Raw genomic sequence first — 22319 nt, forward strand, 5'->3', positions numbered from 1 at the left:
CAATTAAGCAATTATATCAACCAATAAATGGAGGTAATGAATCATGAAATTCTTTATTGATACCGCAAATGTGGAAGATATTAAAAAGGCTTATAAAATCGGTGTATTGTCCGGCGTAACGACCAATCCTTCTCTCGTTGCCAAAGAAGGCGTGAAGTTCGAGGACCGCATTGAGGAGATTTTGAAGTTAGTACCTGAGGTCGAGTCCGTATCTGCAGAAGTAACACCAGATGCGATTACGGCTGAAGAGATGATCGCCCAAGCGAATGAGCTTATCAAAATCAACAATTACGATAAAAATATTACCATTAAACTGCCAATGACGCTCGCTGGCCTTGAGGCTTGCCGTTACTTAACGAAAAAAGGCGTGAAGACGAACGTTACGCTGATTTTCACAGTTAATCAGGCATTGCTGGCTGCCCGCGCTGGCGCCACTTACGTATCACCTTTCCTTGGCCGTCTGGATGACATTTCGGAGGATGGCGTTCAACTGATCGTCAAAGTTGCAGAAGTGTTCCGCACGCATGGTCTGGATGCACAAATTATTGCCGCTTCTGTCCGTCACCCGGATCATGTAACTCGCGTTGCACTGGCAGGCGCACATATTGCGACGATTCCTTTCTCTGTTATCGAGCAGATCTCCAAGCATCCGCTGACTGATCAAGGTCTGGAGAAATTCGCTGCCGATTGGAAAAAAACAGCTCAGAACTAATCATAAAGGTCCAATAGAAAGGGAGGATTTCACAATGGCAAAACAACAAATCGGCGTGGTAGGCTTGGCCGTCATGGGCAAAAACCTCGCTTTAAATATTGAAAGCAAAGGTTTTTCAGTCGCGCTTTATAATCGTTCACCAGAGAAAACGAATGAGCTGCTTGAGGAAGCGAAGGGCAAAAACTTTATCGGCGCATACAGCGTGGAAGAGTTTGTTCAATCCCTCGAAACACCGCGGAAAATTCTCATTATGGTTAAAGCCGGTCAAGCGACGGATGACACGATCAATCAGCTTGTTCCTCACCTCAGCGAAGGCGATATTCTGATCGACGGCGGCAATGCTTACTTCCCGGATACGCAACGCAGAAATGAAGAGCTGTCGGCCAAAGGCTTCCGCTTCATCGGCGCAGGCGTATCGGGCGGCGAAGAGGGCGCTTTGAAGGGGCCGGCGATTATGCCCGGCGGTCAAAGAAGCGCTTATGAGCTGGTCGAGCCGATTCTAACTGCGATTTCGGCAAAAGTGAACGGCGATGCATGTTCCACTTATATCGGTGAAGGCGGAGCTGGACACTATGTGAAAATGGTGCATAACGGCATCGAGTATGGTGATATGCAGCTGATTGGCGAGGCTTATCATTTGCTGAAGGATGTGCTGAATGTAAGCACAGAAGAGCTGCATTCGATTTTCACCGAATGGAATAATGGCGAGCTGGACAGCTATCTGATCGAGATTACAGCTGATATCTTCTCGAAAACCGATCCGGAGACCGGCAAACCGATGGTGGATGTCATTCTGGATTCCGCTGGACAAAAAGGAACAGGCAAATGGACGAGCCAAAGCGCCCTCGATCTGGGCGTGCCGCTGTCGATTATTACGGAGTCCGTATTCGCACGGTTTATCTCGGCAATGAAAGAAGAGCGGGTAGCAGCCAGCAAGAAGCTAAGCGGACCAGAAGCAGCAGGCTATGACGGTGACAAGCAAGCCTTCATCGAAGCCGTTCGCAAAGCGCTCTTCGCCAGCAAAATCGCTTCCTACGCGCAAGGCTTTGCGCAAATGCGCGCCGCTTCGGACGCGTATAACTGGAACTTGAACTATGGCAGCATTGCGATGATTTTCCGCGGCGGATGCATTATCCGTGCCGGTTTCCTGCAAAATATTAAAGACGCCTATGACCGCGACCCAGAACTGAAAAACCTGTTCCTGGACGACTACTTCGGCGGTATTGTACAGCAATATCAGGATGCATGGAGAAACGTCATTTCCGTTGCCGTTACCCGCGGCATTCCGGTTCCTGCATTTGCTTCCGCGCTGGCGTACTACGACAGCTATCGCACAGAGAGATTGCCTGCCAACCTGCTGCAAGCACAGCGCGATTACTTCGGAGCGCATACGTTCCAGCGTCTTGATCGTGAAGGCAGCTTCCATTTTCAATGGATGGATCAAGCTTAATAGAGCTTTATAATGGATAGACGAAAGGAGCAGCTGCATTTGCAGACTGCTCCTTTTTTTGCGTTCGTTCATGGAGTAATACGTGTAAGCTTATTCGGATTGGCGATCAAATATATGCTGCGAATGGAAGTGAGTTCAGCATCCGGCTCCAGTACGAGAACGAGCGGCGGCAATCCTTCCCGGCTAAGAAGCAGCCCTCGTTGACCGCTAACCGAAGCAGGAAGCCACTCTCCGGAGAGCGAACCTTTTCCCGCGATTCCGGTAAGGAAGGCAGCAATCCGCTGGCGTCCTTCGATCGGATTGATTGCCGCACGAACGACACCTCCCCCATCGCTGAGCAGGACAGCATCGTCGGTGAGCAGATGGATAAAGGAGTCGAATCGCCCGCTATCGATCGCTTGGGAGAAGGATTGAACAAATTTCTCCATGGAGTCATTTAATACTATTTTATCCCCATGCTGGGACTGGCCGATCTTCGCGGATGCCCGGCTATAGATTTTCCGGCAAGCGGCTTCTGATTTGTCCATCATCGCAGCAATATCGGCATAATCATAGCCGAAAGATTCGCGCAGGACGAATACGGCACGTTCCGGTGGCGTACAGGTTTGCAGCAGGACTAGCAGGGCATAGCCAAGCTGCTCATGCTGGATGACCCGCTCAAGCGGGGCGTCCTCCCAGCCAAGCTCAATAACGGGCTCTGGAAGCCACTCTCCGGGATAGCTTTCCCTTTTGCGCGGAGCAGCCTTCATGACGTTGAGGACGCGATTCGTAACCAGCTTAACGAGATAGGCTTTCGGATGCGAGATCGTATCGGCGCCATGCTTGCTGATCGTAACGAACACGTCTTGAACTGCATCCTCGGCTTCCGCCATCGAACCGAGCATTTTATAGGCAATGGAAATTAGCAGCGGTTTATAATTCCGATACAGCTGTTCAACTTCCAGCGTCATTTCATTCGACGTCACAGGCATATCAACCTCCGTTGTAATCATCCTATCAATATATAGACAATAAAGCCACCCTGCGGTCTATGTCATTAAGTTAAGCTGCACTTAATGATATGACCGTGGGGGTGGCTTCACTGCATTGCGATTGTATTAATTGTCGTAGCAACCTGGGAACATGCCCGTAGAGATTGCGATACGATTCCAGTTGTTAATGACATTAATCGCCATAATAAGCGAGATAAATTCAGTTTCGTTGAAGTGCTTGCGCACTTCGTCATAAAGTTCCTGCGGCACGCCATCTTTGGAGATTTGAGTCACAGCTTCGGTTAGCGCCAATGCTGCACGTTCTTTCTCTGTAAATAATGGTGTTTCGCGCCATACGACAATCAGGCTCATCCGCTCTTCGCTTTCTCCTAGTTTGCGCAAGTCCTTCGTATGCATATCGACACAAAACGCGCAGCCGTTTATTTGGGAAGCTCTAATTTTCACTAGTTCAAACAGGATCGGATCGCCGTTCATTTGCTTCACTGTCTCTTCCAGCTTCATCATCGTCTGATAAGCAGCCGGATTAACTTTATGTGCATGCATTCGTAAGTTCATATCGATTCCTCCAAGTGTTGTAATGATCTAACGATATCTAAGACAATTAAGGCTTTATTTTTGTGACAGCAGGATGATTGTTTTTGTAAAAAAAGATGATCACCTCAATGCGGCAATCGTCCTTGAGGTGTCGAGAAGCTGCATTTCATATTGCCACTGTGATGTTGAACCGCCTTGTTAGACTAGTTCTGTCGTTCTCCATGCTCAAACAAAATGTAAAAGTGCAGGCTGATGGAGGTCAAATGACCCAAAATCCCGTTCAAAATGTAAAAGTACATTTGAAATCGCCCGATTTCACTCTATAGAGCTGATTTAGGCCAATCAAACTGCACATTTGCATTTTGAAGCGACAAATCGCCGATTTCACGCCTAACAACATGCACATTTACATTTTGATTCGTTTTGGGTGCAGCCAGAGGGGGATTAAAGCGCAATAAAGCTGCCGAGATACTCTCAGCAGCTTGAGCGACAACTGTACGTAAATGAGGAGGTATTGTTTTGTGTGTTGCTTAATATGAAAGCGCAGCAAGGCGAGGTTATAAATGAATCAAAGCTTCAAAGAGGCTGCTTATAGTCTTGTTTCAAAATCGAATACTGATGCGAATCTACCCATCTATTGTCTTTGTTGTGCCACATATGCTCCCTAAGATGTCCTTCATAGCGCATGCCAATCTTTTGCATGACTCTGGCTGATGCGATATTGTCCGGACGGCAGGTTGCGAAGATCCGATGAAGATTAAGCTCACCGAAGCCGAAAGAGAGCAGGGCGCGGGCGGCTTCTGAGGCGTAGCCTCGTCCCCAGTGGAGCTCATGGAAGCAGTAACCTAGTTCACCGATTGCCGGGCTGCAGATGTGAACGCCGCTGCCGCCAATTAATTGACCGCTTTCTTTTAGAATAACGGCTAATTCAAAGCCTTGGCGAGGTTTCTGTTCCTGCATCCCCAAGGTCATATCCAAGTAGCTTTGAGTATCGTCTATAGAGTTCGGTCCCCATAGCATATGCTTGACGACAACTGGATTGGATGCATACTCATGTATAGCTTCTAAATCTGCCGGAATAAACTCTCTTAATATTAACCTTTCTGTCTCGATTACCATGGCAGCCTCCTCATGAAATGATAGGATATTTTAACATTTACGGAGTATTGTATTTTTATGTTTTAAAACCCTATTTCTAAATACTGTTGCTCTTGTCAGCGTTAGATTAGCTATATTAAGGATTGATTTTGTGGAGTAGATAGAACTTTACAGGAAGTTTTATGATATGCCGTATACTGACAAGAATCACCTGTAAAGAGGTGGCTTTATTGAAGGAGATTCACAAACAGTTGAATTCATTTGAAGCAATTTCACCATTAGAGTAGTAACGAATTGTTTTTCCTTTTTTTTGCATATTCAATTTCTTTTTTTGTGCTATTTCCAATGTAACCATTTACATCAATTACGAATATTTCATCTGAAATATCGATTTTTCTAAAATGGAGATTTCCAAGAAGTTCAGCTTGTTTTTTAGTTATTTCAAACCCTTCACTCTGCTCAAAGAAGGCGAGGCTAATTACAATATTTCCTTGAAGTGTAAGGTATGCATTTGCTTGTTCAAATTGTTTTTTGAACTTTGTAGAACCACATAAAGTTATTGTTTTCATAATAATTCCTTTTCGTATTCCTTGTTAATGTATTCGTTCCAATCCAATTCATATCCTTTAAAACAACAATCTTTTAGAAATTATAAATAGATTATTGCTCTGAAACCGCTCGTTCACGAACCCGGACTCAGCCACTTTTGTCCCCATTGTTTCATGGCGGCCAGAACATCCAGCAATTCTTGTCCTCTTGGAGTTAGAGCGTATTGGACAGAAACGGGAACAGTAGGGAAAACTTCACGATTAATAATTTCGTTTTTTTCCAGATGCCTCAACGTATCCGTCAATCCTTTTGTATTCATATTGCCCATCAGCCTTCTAAGTTCGTTGAACCGCAGCGGCTGTTTTTTGGACAATTGTGCAAGGACGTGGAATGACCATTTACCCTCCAATATTTTCAGAACCGTCCTAGCCAAATCTGTATTTTCGCCGCATGAAGCCATTGTCGAATCCATGAGTAGAGCCGTCCCTTCCTAATGCTATTCTTATTCGCTCTATGCTAACATAATGGGCCGGGCATGGACAAATGGCTTTGTCCATCGTTCAACACTTTACAATTGTAAAGCAGCTGTAGAAAAATTGCCTTCTTACATTTTGAGCAAAGGATGGGCTATAGTTTTAATTGCTTACATTTTACAGAAGGAAGGGTTTCATAATGAGCAACGTACCTGATAGACCAATCCGTGTTGGCATCATAGGAGGATCCATAAATAATGGATGGGCTAAGCATACGCATATTCCTGCGATTCAACAGCTGGAAGAGCTTCAACTAGTTGCGGTAAGCACGAGCAGGAGAGAAAGCGCGGAGCAAAGCGCATTAGAATTCGGCATACCTTATGCGTTTGCAAATGCAAACGAAATGGCGCAGCATCCCGAAGTAGATATGGTAGTCGTAAGCGTTAAAGTAGGCGAACACTACGACGCTGTACATGCTGCCCTGTCCGCAGGAAAACCAGTCTATTGCGAATGGCCGCTTGGCGCAAATACCGTGGAAGCGATTGAGATGCAGCAGCTCGCGGAAGCCATCGGAGTTCATCATGCAATTGGATTGCAGGCGAGGCAGGCACCCGAGATTATATATATGAAGAAACTTATTGAAGAGGGATATATAGGAAAGATACGCTCTGTACATCTGAAGGTGTATACCGAGGTGATGGGAAGCTTCGGCTACAGCAACAGCAAATATGTGTTTGACAGAACCGCTGGCGGTAATTTGCTTGCCATCTACGGCGGACATTCACTGGATGCTCTCACTTATATTGCAGGCCCTTTCAAAGAACTGTCCGCAACGATGGAGAATCAATATAGGCAAGCTGAGGTTTTGGGTACGGATGAAATTGTGGAAAAAACATCGGATGATCAAATTGTAATACAGGGCAAGCTGGAGGGAGGAACTGTTGCTAGTGTCCATATTCAGGGAGGCGTAAAGTATCCTGGATTATATATGGAGGTTAGCGGGGAGGATGGGACCCTTGTGCTGCAAAATCAGAAAGGCAGCATTCAGATGGGACCATACAGCTTGAAGGGCGGTCGCAGAATAGAAGGAGAACCGCTGGCTTCATTGGATGAGCTCTCTGTTCCAGAATGCTGCGTCCAGGTAATGGCGAGCATCTATCAACAGGGCGGACCTCTTGTCAATGTAGCGGAAGCACATCGTCGGTTTGCCCACGATATCCAGGAGGGTACGTCCGGACTGCCTGATTTCAAAGCTGCCGTGGATATTCATCGACTTTTGGATACGGTAGTGAAAGCAGCAGAAACGGGTGAAAGACAGTATCTATAATAGGCATGCACAAAAAGAGGTCTCCAGGGAGCCAATGTCATTAGGTTTATGCTTAGCTTAATGACATTGTTCCGAGAAGACCTCTTTTTAATTGGCTTTTCAGCAGCCCTTAATCGGATTTGGAATGTTGACATAGAGCGGTGTTTCGCCACGCTTGTGGAAGCGGCTGAGCAGATTCGCTTTGGCCGGAAGAACATTGCTGTTCAATAAGTCGTCCAACAGGTCATGCATAGCCGAATGATCAGATTCCCGTTTCATCTGCTCTAACGTGAGCTTCACCTCGTGCCAAAATGGCTGTTCCGCTTGACCGGAATAGAAGGCGAGCCGTTGAATCAGATGGCAGAGATGATTAACGAAAAAATAATACTTCAGACGATGGCGGGATTCCTCTTCGCTGTACAGTACAGGGCTGTTCTCCCCTATGAGATGAGGTATCCAATTCTCGCGCCTTGCGATTGTTTCATTCACACTAATGCCCTCGAGGTCCCGCACATAAAAGACGGCAGGCATCCCTTTGTCCAAGCTCACCATCGAATTCTGAACGTGAGCCTCAAGGCTGATCCCGGTTTCGGTGTAAAGACGGACAAGCGGCTGCATGGACAACTGTAAATAACGCCGCAACCATGCGATCCAATCCGCCGGCTCTTCCGGCTGGCTTTCGCGGACAGCCTGGAACAGCAGCGGTTCTTCACTGCCGGGCTGTACTTCAAGCAGCGATGCGAGTACGTAAGGGGGCTGTTCAGTGGAGCTGCACGCTTCCGGCGCCTCCCTCACGATCATAGAGAAGCTGGCCATGAGCTCTTCACCCAGATGAGTGGTTCCAGATAAGCCAACTGTGCGATAGCCTTCCTCCAGCAGCAATTGAAACTGTTCGTTCGTATAGCGTTCTCGTATCGCTTGAACGACTTTAGCCGCATCGAAAGTGCGCCGCAGCTGCTCATAGTTGTTTTCCCGAATGAAATTCGTAATCCGGATATGGAGTGACAGCTTGAAGAAGCAGCGCTGTTCGGGATTCCAGACAGTCCGCACTGAGGAGGTGGGATAAACCTTCGGTCCAGTCAAGCCCAAATCTACGAGATGACCGCTTTGGAGCAGCTGCTGCACGGATTCTAGCGAAAGCAAATAGTTTGCTTGCCACGGATGGCAAGGAAGGATGGCATAGTTGGTATATTCATCTGAAAGCTTGCTGCGAGCAGCGGTCTTCATCTGCTCGGGGATCCACTCCGCATCCGTACGGCCAGAGGATTCCGCAAGCCAATCCTCCACAACATAATCCTGCGATACGGCAAAGCCGTGAAGCAGGAACGCAGTCCTGTACTCGGGAGAATACGCTAGGCTGTCTAATTCGTTAAAGCCCTCCAGACTTTTAGGTGTGGGGTGGAAGGGGTGTCCGCTTAACAGTGACTGCTCGCAAGAACGGAAATCAAGAGCAGGCATTGGCTGCTGGCTGGCATGACGGTAATAGTCTTCCATCCGGCTGGTGCTGTTCAGCAGAAGCGTTTGCAGCTCCAGCTTTTTCAGCTCCCGGGACCCCGGATCGTTCTCTGCGAAAGACACTTCCTCCAGCAGCAGCGCGACAATCTCTTCGAAGCCAATTTCTTCTGCATGTGTATGTTCCTCGGTGTAAAAAGAATCCCCAAATTCATGATGTCCCCCGGCGGAGTGATGCCTCAAAGAGCCATATAGTGATTTCTTTATATGCGGCAGTGCTATTTTAAGACTAAGTTCGGATCGATAGGGACTGCTGTAGCTTGGAGAATGCTGACCGCTCTCCCGAAGGTATGTGTTTAATAGCCGGGTCAAACTTTCCTGCTGCGATCTGATGACAGCGTCCACAGCAGGGGAGGATGGATCTAGCTTGGCATGAAGTTGCATAGCGACACTCCTTTCAAATTGTCAATCGGAAGACAGCTGCGCATTCGGCCTTTGTGCCTGAACAGGAAGCTGCCAGAACAGCAAGGAAGCAGCAAGCATGACGCCGCCCATGACGAAGAAGACCGAAGACATCCCCAGTTGCGTTCCTAAGTACAGACCAATCGTAGGACCGGATATTTGGCCGATCATGAGCAGGCTGTTCGTTGCGCCGACCCGGACACCACGATCGGAATTGGAGGATGAACGGAGTACGGCAAGCATGACGGTCTGCAAAAGTGCACTGTAGAAAAAACCTTGCAGGAAGCGAATGATCAGCAGCCATATGATACCTAGCGGAATGGTCTGTGCTGCCAAGCATAGGGCGCATAGCACGCCGGCAATGATTAGATTTCGTTCAAGCCGGTTCCGGTCATTCCGTCTGCCCCACCAAGGAGCGCCGATGAGTTCGCCAAGAGATGATACAGCGAGCAGCAATCCGACAATGGTTGCACTGCTGGCGGGGGAGTGAAACAGCTCCCGGATGAACGGTGTAAAGATCGCGAATATGGAGAAGTCGACCAGCTTGAAAAGCATGCCTGCAGCTACAAACCGCCTTACAAACGGTTGGCGGACAAGAGATAGAAAGGCCGGTAGGACACCGGTGCTTTTGGCTGCTGCAGAAGCTGTACGCTTCTCGTCTTTATCCGTCAGAACGGATGCGGCGAGCACGCCAAGGAGTCCCGTTAATCCTGCCGTAATAAACAGCAGCGGACGGCTGCCCCAAGTGCTTACACATAGACTGCCAAGCAATGGTCCGGCAAGCAGACCAAGGGCTGATGCTCTTTCCAGCCTGCCGAGTGCGACCCCTTGCTCTTTATGCGGAGCATGGGTTCCGACGAAGGCGCTGCTGGCGTCCGAGATGCCGCCGAAGGCTCCCTGGCAAAGCCGGAATAGAAAAAACTGGAACGGAGTCTGGGCAACGGCCATTAGAAGCATGCTCAAGGCTAGGCCAAGCAAGGCGCGAACGACCATCCACTTCCGGCTCCAGCGATCACCAAGCTTACCCCAGAAAGGGGTGAGCAAAGCGTAAGAAACGGCCGGGGCGGAGAGAGAGAGACCGGTCCAGAGCAGGACATCCGTCATCGTCCCGGCATTCATGTTTTCCAGATAGAAGGGGATAAAGGGGCTGATTCCCGTTAGTCCCATACTCGTTAAAAATCGGCCTCCCCACAAAATTCGAGCATTTTTTTGCCATGCTAATTGCTGTGTGATCGTCATGTCACCTGCCTTTGAACCAAATGAATAGGGATTGCGTGATACAGATTATCAACAATAATAATCATTGTCAATTAGAAAAAATGAAAAATAATCCATAAAAAAAATATCTTGACAGGGAGAAGTTGGGGATTCCATAATGGGCATGTATTTCGCCTATGAAAACAATAATCATTATCAATTATCAAAAAAAGCGGCAAAATACCTATTTTTCAAGAAGAAAGCTGGTGTGTTCACATGGAAAAAAGTTCTCTGCAGCTCGCTAAAAAAATGCCCGAAGCGGTGGATGGCATTATCGATTGTATCGGTCAAACACCGTTGGTCCGCTTAAATGCGCTCTTCGCCGCGCCTGGTCCAGCGGTCTATGCCAAGCTCGAAATGATGAACCCCGGCGGAAGCATGAAGGATCGTCCCGCCCGCTATATCATCGAGCAGGGGTTGAAAGACGGAACGATTACACCGAGCACGCACTTGATCGAAAGCACCTCAGGCAATCTGGGAATCGGTCTTGCGATGGCTGCCAAACGATACGGGCTGAAGTTTACCTGTGTTGTCGATCCGAAGATCACGTCAACAAATCTTCGGCTGATCCGGTATTTAGGCGCTAACGTCGACATGGTGAAAATACCTGATGAGCAGGGAAGCTACTTGAAAAGCCGCATCAGCAGAGTGAAAGAACTGGCAGAGCAGGACCCCAATGCCTACTGGATCAACCAGTACGCGAACCCGTTGAACTGGCAAGCCCATTATCATGGAGCGGGCGAAGAGATCGTCCGGCAGATGGGGGATAAACTGGATTATCTCGTATGCGCGGTGAGTACGACAGGCAGCATACTTGGCATCTCCAGAAGAGTGAAGGAAGCCCATCCCCATGTTAAAGTCATTGCTGTTGATGCTGTAGGCTCTATCATTTTCGGGACGCCATCCCGCCAGCGCGAGCTGCCGGGGATCGGTGCGAATCGGGTGCCGGAACTGTTCATACCGGAGGAAATCGATCAGGTCATTCATGTTGACGACCGCGATTCCGTCGCTGGCTGTCTTATGCTGATGGAGCGGGAGGGGATATTCGCCGGAGGCTCTTCGGGCTCAATTGTGGCGGCGCTGCAAAGGCTGCTGCCGACTATTCCGGCCTCTTCTTCTGTCGTCACGATATTGCCGGACCGCGGCGAACGCTATCTGGATAGCGTTTATGACGAGAAATGGGTTAATGCTTTGCCGCAGCACCCTATCGAAGCGATACAATAACAAATTTGAAAAGGGAGTGAATCGTAAATTGGAAACGACGATGGAGCATCAAATTTTATATTTAAGCAAGCAAGATCTTATCGAGCTGGGAGGGGCTCATTCTGATCCTTATGTGGCTGCGGTCAGCCGGGCGCTTGAATTGCACAGCGCCGGAGATTATGTGCAGCCGCTTAAGCCATACTTGCGATCAGCCGGTGAGAACGGTCATATTGCCGACCGGATTATTGCGATGCCCGCTTATGTCGGAGGAGAAACCGCGATCAGCGGTCTGAAATGGATTGGCAGCAAGCATGATAATCCGGCGAAACGGAACAAGGAGAGAGCCAGCGCTTTAATCATCTTGAATGATCCTGAATCGAATTACCCCGTTGCCGTCATGGAGGGCAGCTTAATCAGCAGCATGCGCACTGCCGCTGTTACTGTAATCGGGGCTCGTTATTTGGCAAGGGAGGGATTCCAAGCCGTCTCTGTTATTGGCTGCGGATTAATCGCTAAGATGCAGATATTGTCTCTGCTGGAGCAGTTTGAGGCGATTCGAGCAGTTCGCTTATACGACTTGAACCCGGAGGCTGCCGGCCGGCTAGCGGAGGAGATTCGGCTTCGTTTTGAGGGTATCGAAGTGATCGTCGAGGAGACGGCGGAGCAAGCGGTCCGGCAGGCAGAGGTGCTCGTTACGGCTACAGTCGCATCCGCTCCGCATATCCCGTATGAATGGCTTGCTAAGGGCACGTTTGTCAGTAATATTTCGATCATGGATTTGCATAAAGACGTATTCATCCAGGCGGACAAAGTGGTGGTGGATGATTGGGAGCAATCGAACCGGGAGAAAAAAATTATTAACCAGCTGGTGCTGGAAGGCAAGTTCTCACGGGAGCAGCTGCATGCTGAATTGGGTGAAATTTTAATCGGACGCAAGCCGGGCCGGGAGTCGGATGATGAGATTATCGTCTTGAATCCGATGGGCATGGCTGTCGAGGACATCGCAAGCGCGGCTGAGCTGTATCGCCGTGCGCTGTCGGCAGGAAAGGGAACTCCGTTATGGCTTTAGTATTTACAGGAAAGCAAATGCAGACGGAGCACCGCCGCGTGGCAGAGACCGTTCGGGAACGGAAGCAGATGCAGAGTGAACCGATCTGCGCCTACTTGCATAATCTGGACGCCTTGCGAAAGGTGACGGAAAGCCGGGTGAAGGTCCTGCCCGGATTTTGCAAGCTGTTCTATGCGATCAAGGCAAATTCGGAAGAGGCTATTTTGCGGGCGCTTGCACCTATCGTGCACGGCTTTGAGGTTGCCTCCCTTGGGGAAATCAAGAAGGTTCGCCAAGTGTCTGCTGATATTCCGATTCTGTTTGGGGGCCCAGGCAAAACAGAGGCGGAGCTGGAGGGAGCCTTGCAGCATGATGTGCATCTGATCCATGCCGAAAGTATGCACGAGCTCAATAAGCTGAATGCGATTGCTGGCAGCCATAACAAAAAAGTGTCCGTCTTGCTGCGCATTAACCTGAAAGGCCCGCTGCCTCAAGCCAAATTGGCAATGGGCGGCCGCCCTACGCAATTCGGTATCGAAGAGGAGCAGCTGCCTCAAGCGATGGAACAGATCAAAGCGCTGCCCAACCTGCAGGTGGAAGGCTTTCACTTTCACTCGTTGTCCAACAATCTGGACGCGGAGGCACATGCGGAATTAGTACGTTACTATTGCACCCTTGCACGGCGCTGGGCGGAGACTTATGGCTTAACGCTCCGTTATGTAAACGCAGGCGGCGGTTTGGGCGTGAACTACGCGGAATTGGAGCAGCAATTCGACTGGAATCATTTTGTGGGTCGATTGGACAGCTTAGTGAAGGAAGCGGTAAGCCCCGGTTTGATGATCTACTTCGAATGCGGCCGGTATGTAACGGCAGCAACGGGATATTATGCGGCGGAGGTGCTGGATATTAAGCGAAATCACGGAAAGTGCTATATCGTTGTGCGAGGAGGCACGCATCATTTCCGTCTGCCGTCGTCCTGGCAGCACAGCCATCCGTTTGAGGTTATCCCGGTTGAGGAATGGCCTCATCCTTACGAGCGGCCTTCGCTCAATCAGGAAATGGCTTCCGTCGTTGGACAATTGTGTACGCCAAAGGATGTTCTGGCGCAGGATGTTCAGTTGGAACGGGTGCGCGCCGGCGACATTTTGTTATTCCCATATGCGGGAGCTTACGGCTGGGCGATATCGCATCATGACTTTTTAAGCCATCCTCATCCTGAGCATATTTATTTGGAATCCGGTACGGAAGCAGGAGGTGACGTATGAGCGGACTCGCATGGTCCATCGTACAGTCTGAGGAGCTCGCTATCGTCAGACGGCGTATCTTCCGGCAATTGATTGAGTCGTTCCTGTATGAGCGGATATTGATAGAACCGGTTATCCACGGGGAGACGGAGGCTGATTACAGCCTGCATGGCCAAAGTGAGAGCGGGGAAGCTGTTCAATACCGGTTCGCCGCTTCACGGAAATGGAGTTTTGGCCGAATCCGTCTTGCTGAGACGCCTGTTATGCGTATAGCAGAGGGAGAAGCCAGGGAGGCGGAGTCGCTTCCTCAATTCATGCTGGAGATTTCGTCCGCGCTTGCAGCGAAAGAAGAGCGATTATCCACTTTTATCGATGAGATTCAACAGACACTTCTGAAGGATACGATGTCGGTACTGCATAGCGGCAAGCAAGTATCGGCTTCATCTACTGCGATCACTGCGGATTATGATGAGTGGGAGGGTGATCTTATCGAGGGACATCCCTATCATCCTTGTTATAAATCTCGTATCGGTTTCACACTCCGTGACAATGCAGCGTATGGGCCGGAATTCAAGCCGAATCTTCGTCTGATCTGGTTGGCCGTACAACGTTCATCAGCAAAGCTGTCCATATCCGGAGGCTTGTTGTCTGAAGCCGATTTTATACGGCAAGAGCTGGGCGAGGACTACGGCCGATTTGCCGCTGTTCTGCAACAATATGGCCAACAGCCGGAAGATTATATTCTAATGCCTGTACATCCTTGGCAGTGGGAGCGGGTTATTGCGCCGGAATTCGCTGAGCAGCTGCGCACAGGCGAGTTGATCTATCTCGGTTACGGTTCGGAAATTTACCGGCCCCAGCAATCCATTCGGACACTTGCGAATACGAGCGACCGCAGCAAGGCGTACGTCAAGCTGCCTCTGAACATTACGAATACATCGTCGGGACGAATTCTGGCGCAGCATACGATTATGAATGCAGCTCGCATCTCGGATTGGCTAGGCAGCATTGTGGCTGAGGATATTTTTCTATCCCGGACATTGCAGGTTATCGTACTGAAAGAAGTGCTGGGGGTGTCCTATCACCATCAGAAGCTTCCCAATGTGCTGGAGCAAAAGGTATACGGCTCGCTTGGCGCCATATGGAGAGAAAGTCTGCATGGTTTCCTCACTGAAGGAGAAGAAGCTTATCCCTTCAACGCCTTGGTTCATACGGACAACGCCGGGCAGCCGCTTATCCAAGCATGGATTGAAGAGTATGGTCTGGAGGAATGGTTGCAAACCTTGCTACGGGTCTCGGTGATCCCTTTGATTCATCTCTTGCATGCACATGGCGCAGCGCTGGAATCGCATGGGCAAAATATGATAATCGTCATGGAACGCGGCCTGCCGAAGCGTATTGCCTTGAAGGATTTTCATGATGGTGTCCGCTATTCTCCCAGCGTGGAGCAACGACGGGAGTATCCCGCCATCGAATATCCGCCGGCGAATCATCAGCGCCCTAACCGGAATTCTTTCATCGAGAAGGAAACAGCGGAGGAATTGACCGATTTCTTACTGGATGCGCTGCTGTTGATCAATTTGACAGAGCTGGCCTTTTTTCTGGAGAAGCATTACAGCTTATCGGAACGGAGCTTTTGGGAAGTAACAGCCAACGTCATTATGGATTATCAAAAACAATTTCCGGAGCTGCAAAGCCGATTTGAACGGTTTGATGTGTTTAAGGACGAGATTGAGGCCGAGCAGTTGACGAGGCGCCGGATTGATGACGGACAAATAGACTGCGTGCACCGGGTAAGCAATCCGCTTCATGCTTATGCGTTGGAACGCTATTCATACTACGGGGAGTGAACCATGTGCGTATGGTGAACGTGAACGGGCAAGCAGATTACGGAACAAAGCCGGAAGGGAAGCACGCTTTTGAATTTTACCGGGAAGCGATCCAGTCCCCGCATTATGTTGCTGTAAGACGAAGAATTTTTCGCCAATTGATAGAGTCGATGCTGTTTGAAGGGCTAATCGCTTATCAATCGGAGGGGGGAGATACCCGCATTGACGGGACCGGGCTGGATGGTGAGCCAATTGCCTATCTGTTCGGAAGCGAGCGGCGCTATACCTTCGGGCGAATCCGGCTTGACCAAGAGCCGGTTCGAAGAAGGAGCGGCATCGGCGAGACAGAAGCCGAGTCCATTGCTCTTTTTTTGCTGGAGGTTGCAGAGGGCGCTGGGGCTGCCGAGGAGAAGGTGCTTCATTTCATCCAGGAGCTGGAGCAGACATTAATCAACGACACTCTGGCACAATACAAGCGGCACAAGGATAATTTGAACCTGCACGCCATGTCCGATGAGGATTGGGAAAGCGGAATGATGGACGGACATCCCTATCACCCTAGCTATAAGTCACGTATCGGCTTTGATATTACAGATCAGCTGCAGTATGGTCCCGAATTTGCCGAAGCGATTCATCCTGTTTGGGTAGCTGTTCACCGCAGCCGGGTTAGGGTTAGCCATTCTGCACTGCATCCGGACCCCGGCTCGTCCAATTGGCTGAGAGAGCAGCTAGGAGAGAAAGAATTGGAGCGGTTTATGGCTTGCATTCGGGAGGCCGGGGCCAATCCTGGCGATTATGTGATGCTGCCGGTTCATCCTTGGCAATGGCGAACGACACTGTCGTCAGTGCTCTCTGCTGACATAAGAAGCAAGAAGATTTTATTGCTGGGCCGCACTGATGAGGCATACACGGCTCAGCAATCTATTCGCACGCTAGTAAACCGAACCCGTCCGAGCAAGCATTACCTCAAGCTGTCGCTTAGCATCTTGAACACGTCGACTAGCCGCATATTAGCGCCTCATACGGTGGAAAATGCACCTGTTATCTCCGATTGGCTCAAACGGATCGCTTCCAGGGATGCCTATCTGCGTGATGAGCTGCGGCTTATTCTGTTAGGCGAAGTTGCTGGCATTGCGTATGCGAACAGCGACATGCTTGCACCCTTACAATCCAAATCCTATGGCACGTTGTCCTGCATTTGGAGAGAAAGCTTGCCGATGCATCTGGATAAGAGTGAGACAGCTATTCCGTATAATGCCTTATGCGCTGCTGATCCTTCCGGTCAGCCGTATATTGCGCCGTGGATTGAGCGATTTGGTCTGGAGCACTGGCTGAATGAGCTTCTCAAGGCAAGCGTGAATCCGATTATTCATCTCCTGTATGCACATGGCATTGCGCTGGAGTCTCATGCTCAGAATATGGTACTTGTGCTTCGCGAGGGTCTTCCGGTCCGAGTTGCATTGAAGGATTTTCATGACGGAATCCGCTTTGCTAGAGAAGGACTTGCGAATCCGGAAGATTGTCCTAATTTGGCTTCAACCCCGGCCGAACATCAGCGTGTGAACCGGAATTCATTTTTGGAGACCAATGATCTGGAAGCAGTGCGGGATTTTGTGCATGATGCCTTTTTCTTTATTAATCTCGGGGAGCTGGCGATTTTCCTTCAGGATCATTTTGGTTTGGAGGAGCAGGTATTTTGGAGTAAAGTACGCGGAGTGATTGAGCAGTATCAGCAACGATTCCCTGAGCACAGCGAGCGGTTTCGGCAGTTTTTCCTATTTGACCCGTATATCGGGGTGGAGCAATTGACGGCTAGACGGTTATTCCCGGACACGGAGCTGCGTATGCATAAGGTCTTCAACCCGTTATCCCGCGGTGGAGAACTGGATTAATATGGGTATTTATATGCAACTTGAAAAAAAGTACATGAGATGAATAAGTTTCTGCATGGACACTTTTTGAGGTAATACGTTATCTTATTAATAATGGTTATCATTCTTAATTAGGTCACAGGGGGAATTTAGGCATGTTGGCAAGTAAACAGGTACACAGCTTGAAACGATGGGGAACGTTGTCTTTAATCGCATTGGTTATTCTGATCCTCTCCGCTTGCGGAAATGGGGAATCGAACAAAGGGAACACGGAAGCTCCAGCGGCAGCGGTTAAAGAAAATACGCCTGCAGCGACGGTGGAGCCGAGCACGGAGCGGACAGTCAAAGACGCATACGGAGATGTGAAGGTTCCGGCTAATCCATCCAAAATCGTCGTGCTGGATATTGGCGCACTCGATAATTTGCTGGAACTGGGCATCAAACCGATTGGCGCACCGTCGATTTTGGCTGCGGGTGATCCTTATCCAGCCTACTTGAAGGGTACAGAAGGCATTCAAAATATCGGTTCTGTCAATGAACCGAATCTGGAAGCGATCGATGCGTTGAAGCCGGATCTCATTATCGGAAACAAGGATACGCATGATGCGATATACAGCCAGCTGGGGCAAATCGCTCCTACAGTGTTCGTTGAGACATTAGGTGTGACTTGGAAAAACAATCTTCAGCTCCATGCCGATGCGGTTAACAAATCGGAGGAAGGGAAAAAACTGCTGGATGCTTATCAAGCACGTATCGATCAGTTCAAAGCTGATTTGGCGGGTCAGGATGTGAAGAAGGTTTCGCTCTTCCGTCCGCGTGCAGATAAAATTCAGATCTATTTGAAGGATACGTTCGCAGGTACGATTATGACAGACGCCGGAGTACAGCGCGTCGATTCGCAAAATGTCGAGGGCTTCTCGAAGGATGTAACGGAAGAGCAGATGACAGAGCTGGACGGCGATGTTATTCTCTGGTTTAACAGAGAGCCGGATGCTTTTGCCAAACTGGAGAAAAGTCCGCTGTGGACTTCCTTGCCTGGTGTTCAGAGCAAGCAGGTGAAACCTGTTGACTGGGAATATTGGATGAGCGGATTGGGCATTCAAGCTGTAAATAAAGTGGTTGACGATCTGCACTCCTTTTTGCTGAAATAAAGATAAGATTGGGTCGTCCTATCGACGGCCCAATCTTTCTTCATTTCTTTTCCAATTAGGAGGTATGGGTGTGAAGTATAGATGGATCGGATTGATCTTTCTTAGTGCAGGAGTCGGCTTTGCGTTGATCGCAAGTATTGCCTTTGGCGTCGTTCAAGTTTCTGTTTCTTCTATTATAAATGCGCTCTGTTCATTTGATGGAGCGTACGATCAATTAATTATTCGTTCCGTCCGATTGCCTCGGGCATTGATAGCTGCGGCAGTAGGCGGATCACTGGCGGTTGCCGGCTGCCTTATGCAGGCACTTAGCAGGAATGGTCTTGCCGGACCAGAAATATTCGGAGTGAACAATGGAGCGGCGTTGGCAGTTGTTATCGTCTCTATCGTATTGCAATCCACCTCGCTATCCGTTTTTTCATGGGCGGCGATGGCCGGAGCTGCAATTGCGGGTGCAACAGTGTTTCTATTAGGCTCCATAGGGGGACACTCTTTGACTCCGGTTAAGCTCATATTGGCCGGGGCGACCATTAATCTGTTATTCGCTTCCCTTACCCAAGGGATACTGATTCTGAATGAACAATCATTGGACACGATGCGCTTTTGGCTTGCCGGATCGCTTACAGGCAGAGATCTGCAATTGTTTGTCCAAGTGGTTCCTTATATGCTTGCAGGTTTAGCTGCTGCTTTCTTTCTCAGTCGCCATATGAATGTAATTGGCTTGGGGGAAGAACTGGCTCAAGGATTAGGCCAACGTGTATTTTTTATTAAAGTGCTATGCATTGTGGTTATTGTACTGCTTGCGGGCGGTGCCGTGGCAATCGCGGGTCCCATTGCCTTTATTGGTCTGGCTGTTCCGCATATTGCACGTTTCCTGATTGGGAGCGACTATCGGTGGATGATTCCCTATTCCGCTTTGCTTGGTGCCTTGCTGCTGCTGCTCGCAGACATCGGCGCGCGTTTCGTGCTTCCAGCACAAGAGATTCCGGCAGGTATCGTAACGGCCTTCTTTGGTGCGCCGTTCCTTATTTATCTGGCACAGCGAAGGGGGAGAACGAAATAATTCCTTCTATTATAATACGACGCTGGATAAGGGTCGTCATTGTGTTTCTTCTATTAAATATACTGGTACTGTTACTCAGCATTGTTATCGGAGAAAGAACAGTTCCGGCAGGGGAGGCTCTTCTAGCGGCGGTTGGACTTGGCGGCGACGAATATGCCTTCACGGTTCGTCAGCTCCGGCTGCCAAGAGCGCTGGTTGGATTCTTGGCCGGCTGCGGTCTGGCCTTGTCGGGAAGTATTCTGCAAATCATCACCCGTAACCCGCTGGCATCGCCCGGCGTTATCGGCCTTAATTCGGGAGCCGCGGCTGCTGTTGTTGCCGTTCTCGTTCTCGCACCAGGATTCTCAATGAGTCGCCTGCCTTGGATTGCATTTGGCGGTGCGTTGGTTACGGCTTTAGCGATTTATCAGCTCTCTTGGAAAAAGGGCAGCTCTACCGAGCGGATGCTGCTGATCGGTATCGGAATATCGGCGATGGCCGGAGCGCTCATTACTTATCTATTGACCTTAGGTAAAATCTTTCGAGTGTCCCAAGCGTTTACATGGATGGCTGGAAGTCTGTATGGACGAACTTGGGAACATTTCTGGCCGCTTTTGCCTTGGATATTACTTCTGTTTGCCGCTCTGTTATTTTTCACCCGTCATCTGGATTTACTGCAGTTAAGCGACGGAGCCGCAGTTGGGATGGGCATTCGATTAGAATGGACGCGACTTATACTCCTATTGTTCAGCGTGGGATTAGCGGGGGCTGCCGTATCGATGGCTGGCACGATTGCATTTGTCGGATTGATGGCGCCGCATATGGCATTCCATTTAGCGGGTACTCGAAGTCTTAGGCGATTGCCTGTTGCAGGCTTGATAGGAGGATTGATTGTAATGTCGGCTGATTTACTAGGACGAACGGTTTTTACACCGTATGAAATACCTGCAGGATTAATTACGGCATTAATAGGGGCGCCTTATATGATTGCTTTGCTCATTCGCCGCAGAGCTATATAATTAGAAGAAACATAATGATTGCTCTATGAAAGGCAGGTGCCAGATGCTGTCTCCCGCTAGTCAGACGCACGCTCATTCGTTATACCTGTTCTTGTCTGTGCGAAAAAGAAGCTTTGCAGGCAGTCCTGGGGTCCGAACCTTCCGTATTCCTGCTTACATACTGTGCTATATTACCGAAGGCGAAGGTGTCGTTCTCATGGACGGTATGCTTTGTGACATTAAACCGTTTGAACTGTATTTGCTTGTACCGGGAATGATTGTCGAACTATCGGAACGATCCGGGGGCTTTTCCTATTACGGTGTATTCTTTCGTCCGGTCACATTGACGAAGACTAAGGCGGGGATGACGACATCGATTTCTCTTGCTTTGTCCGGTCCGTTTCGTCCTGGCCGCATACCGGTCGTCCAGCCGCAGCAAATCTTGCAGCAAATACTTCGGATGTATGAGGACAGCCGAAATGAAGAAAAACATGACCGTCTATCGCTTCGGCTGCAATTGGAGCAATTTATTCACGGTCTTATAATGAGTACGCCAGAATCGGGTCAGCGGAATGATGAGAGGCTTGACCGGAGCATTGCCTATATGGAACAGCATTATATTGATAAAATCAGCATCGGGAGGCTGTCAGAGGAAGCGGGGATGACTCCCGCGGCATACTCCCGCCTGTTTTTGAAAGTAACGGGGTCGACGCCGGTCGAGTATCTGGGCATGATCCGGATGAATAAAGCGAAGGAGCTGCTGAATAAAAGCCACAGCCGTGTCAAAGAAGTGGCGGCAAGCGTTGGCTTCCGCAGCGAGTTTTATTTCAGCCGCATGTTCCAGCGTGCTGTTGGCGTTCCGCCTACTATATATATGAAGCGTCAATCCTTGCGAGTCGCGGTAGCCTCTTCGCTAGGGTTCCAACAATACTTGCAATCCATCGGTATTGAGCCGACATACTCGCTTGATCTCTTTCATTATCCCGGCGTTAATGAAAACGAATACGCGCAGCGGTTTCGTTCTCAGATGGAGGAGTTGAGGCAATCCGCTCCCGATCTTATCATTGCGGATCACTATCACACCGATTTCAAGGAGAACTTTAAAGAAATTGCGCTTCCGGTTATTCTCGATTTATCTCTATGGGATTGGAAATTGAATTTTATTAAAATTGCGGAGCTGCTTGGACGGGAGAGCGAGGCGGATCAGGCGATTGCCCGGCTAGAATTACGTGCTTCGGAAGTAAAGCGGGCCCTGCAGTTAAAGCTGGGGAGAAGACGTGTGACTCTTATGCAGGTTAGTCATCGCACAATTGGTATACAAGGTACCGGAGGGCATCCATTAAATGAGCTGCTTTACAGTGATCTTGGTCTTGAGCCTGGCATTCCGGTAATCGGTGATATTTGGAGACAGGAGATGCCGCCAGAAGCATTGCCAATGCTAGAAACGGATCATCTCTTTGTACATAAACATCATGTATTGGCAGGCAGCGAGCTCATGTACCAGCGTTTGATCTACTCGGAGGTCTGGCACGAGATACCCGCGGTAAAAAGGAATAAGGTTAATCTTATTGATAATTGGTTTGCAATGAGCTGGACGCCTATTGGCAGGCAGACCATTATGGATCATTTGCTGAAATATGATCCTGATTAA

The 22319-nt window shown here is 49.3% G+C and carries 18 protein-coding genes and 1 pseudogene; 12 read left to right on the top strand and 7 right to left on the bottom strand.

The window, feature by feature from the left end:
* Positions 1-43 precede the first annotated feature (43 nt).
* Both fsa and gndA read left to right on the top strand, forming a co-directional pair.
* Entirely contained in the window at positions 44-712 is a 669-nt protein-coding gene (fsa, locus tag TY10_RS04175; RefSeq protein WP_042160882.1) for a fructose-6-phosphate aldolase, read from the top strand.
* A 34-nt stretch (positions 713-746) separates the two neighbouring features.
* Positions 747-2162: an NADP-dependent phosphogluconate dehydrogenase gene (gene gndA / locus TY10_RS04180; protein WP_042160884.1), complete on the top strand. Its 1416-nt coding sequence runs from the start codon at positions 747-749 to the stop codon at positions 2160-2162.
* 68 nt (positions 2163-2230) lie between these two features.
* On the opposite strand, the gene TY10_RS04185 is transcribed toward gndA, so the two are convergent.
* The 5 genes and pseudogenes from TY10_RS04185 to TY10_RS04205 form a co-directional block, all read right to left on the bottom strand.
* The gene (locus TY10_RS04185) at positions 2231-3127 is read right to left on the bottom strand and encodes a sigma-70 family RNA polymerase sigma factor (RefSeq protein WP_052350358.1); all 897 of its coding nucleotides are present in this window, start codon (positions 3125-3127) and stop codon (positions 2231-2233) included.
* Positions 3128-3259: 132 nt separating this feature from the next.
* Positions 3260-3709, bottom strand: coding sequence for a carboxymuconolactone decarboxylase family protein (locus TY10_RS04190; RefSeq protein ID WP_042160886.1), 450 nt, complete (start codon positions 3707-3709; stop codon positions 3260-3262).
* Between the two features lie 555 nt (positions 3710-4264).
* Positions 4265-4807 carry a GNAT family N-acetyltransferase gene (locus TY10_RS04195; RefSeq protein WP_042160888.1) on the bottom strand — a complete coding sequence of 181 codons (543 nt, stop codon included), beginning with the start codon at positions 4805-4807 and terminating at the stop codon, positions 4265-4267.
* Positions 4808-5027: 220 nt separating this feature from the next.
* A pseudogene (locus TY10_RS04200) lies at positions 5028-5355 on the bottom strand (hypothetical protein).
* Positions 5356-5468: 113 nt separating this feature from the next.
* Complete coding sequence (locus tag TY10_RS04205) at positions 5469-5807, bottom strand: winged helix-turn-helix transcriptional regulator (protein WP_042160890.1); 339 nt, start codon at positions 5805-5807, stop codon at positions 5469-5471.
* 200 nt (positions 5808-6007) lie between these two features.
* On the opposite strand from TY10_RS04205, the gene TY10_RS04210 reads away from it, so the two are divergent.
* On the top strand, positions 6008-7135 hold the full coding sequence (locus TY10_RS04210; protein ID WP_042160892.1) for a Gfo/Idh/MocA family protein: 1128 nt from the start codon (positions 6008-6010) through the stop codon (positions 7133-7135).
* Positions 7136-7234: 99 nt separating this feature from the next.
* On the opposite strand, the gene TY10_RS04215 is transcribed toward TY10_RS04210, so the two are convergent.
* Positions 7235-9010, bottom strand: coding sequence for an IucA/IucC family protein (locus tag TY10_RS04215; protein ID WP_042160894.1), 1776 nt, complete (start codon positions 9008-9010; stop codon positions 7235-7237).
* Between the two features lie 21 nt (positions 9011-9031).
* On the bottom strand, positions 9032-10267 hold the full coding sequence (locus TY10_RS04220) for an MFS transporter (RefSeq protein WP_081735101.1): 1236 nt from the start codon (positions 10265-10267) through the stop codon (positions 9032-9034).
* Positions 10268-10501: 234 nt separating this feature from the next.
* Between TY10_RS04220 and sbnA the strand changes: the two genes are divergently transcribed.
* The 9 genes from sbnA to TY10_RS04265 all read left to right on the top strand — a co-directional run bounded on the left by sbnA (position 10502) and on the right by TY10_RS04265 (position 22319).
* The gene (gene sbnA, locus TY10_RS04225; RefSeq protein WP_272945265.1) at positions 10502-11509 is read left to right on the top strand and encodes a 2,3-diaminopropionate biosynthesis protein SbnA; all 1008 of its coding nucleotides are present in this window, start codon (positions 10502-10504) and stop codon (positions 11507-11509) included.
* A gap of 40 nt (positions 11510-11549) precedes the next feature.
* Entirely contained in the window at positions 11550-12557 is a 1008-nt protein-coding gene (sbnB, locus tag TY10_RS04230) for a 2,3-diaminopropionate biosynthesis protein SbnB (protein ID WP_042160971.1), read from the top strand.
* Positions 12548-13801, top strand: a complete 1254-nt coding sequence (locus TY10_RS04235; protein WP_042160898.1) for a type III PLP-dependent enzyme — start codon at positions 12548-12550, stop codon at positions 13799-13801. The genes sbnB and TY10_RS04235 overlap by 10 nt, the downstream gene beginning before the upstream one ends.
* On the top strand, positions 13798-15630 hold the full coding sequence (locus tag TY10_RS04240; protein ID WP_042160900.1) for an IucA/IucC family protein: 1833 nt from the start codon (positions 13798-13800) through the stop codon (positions 15628-15630). The genes TY10_RS04235 and TY10_RS04240 overlap by 4 nt, the downstream gene beginning before the upstream one ends.
* Positions 15631-15641: 11 nt before the next feature.
* On the top strand, positions 15642-17501 hold the full coding sequence (locus TY10_RS04245; RefSeq protein ID WP_081735102.1) for an IucA/IucC family protein: 1860 nt from the start codon (positions 15642-15644) through the stop codon (positions 17499-17501).
* Between the two features lie 134 nt (positions 17502-17635).
* Positions 17636-18631 (top strand): ABC transporter substrate-binding protein, encoded by a 996-nt coding sequence (locus TY10_RS04250; protein ID WP_052350353.1) that lies wholly within the window; start codon positions 17636-17638, stop codon positions 18629-18631.
* A 64-nt stretch (positions 18632-18695) separates the two neighbouring features.
* Positions 18696-19691 (top strand): FecCD family ABC transporter permease, encoded by a 996-nt coding sequence (locus TY10_RS04255; RefSeq protein WP_042160901.1) that lies wholly within the window; start codon positions 18696-18698, stop codon positions 19689-19691.
* A gap of 41 nt (positions 19692-19732) precedes the next feature.
* On the top strand, positions 19733-20689 hold the full coding sequence (locus TY10_RS04260) for a FecCD family ABC transporter permease (RefSeq protein ID WP_052350354.1): 957 nt from the start codon (positions 19733-19735) through the stop codon (positions 20687-20689).
* A 43-nt stretch (positions 20690-20732) separates the two neighbouring features.
* Positions 20733-22319, top strand: a complete 1587-nt coding sequence (locus tag TY10_RS04265) for a helix-turn-helix domain-containing protein (RefSeq protein ID WP_162160571.1) — start codon at positions 20733-20735, stop codon at positions 22317-22319.

It is taken from the genome of Paenibacillus gorillae (assembly GCF_000513275.1).
Taxonomy (GTDB): Bacteria; Bacillota; Bacilli; order Paenibacillales; family Paenibacillaceae; genus Pristimantibacillus; species Pristimantibacillus gorillae.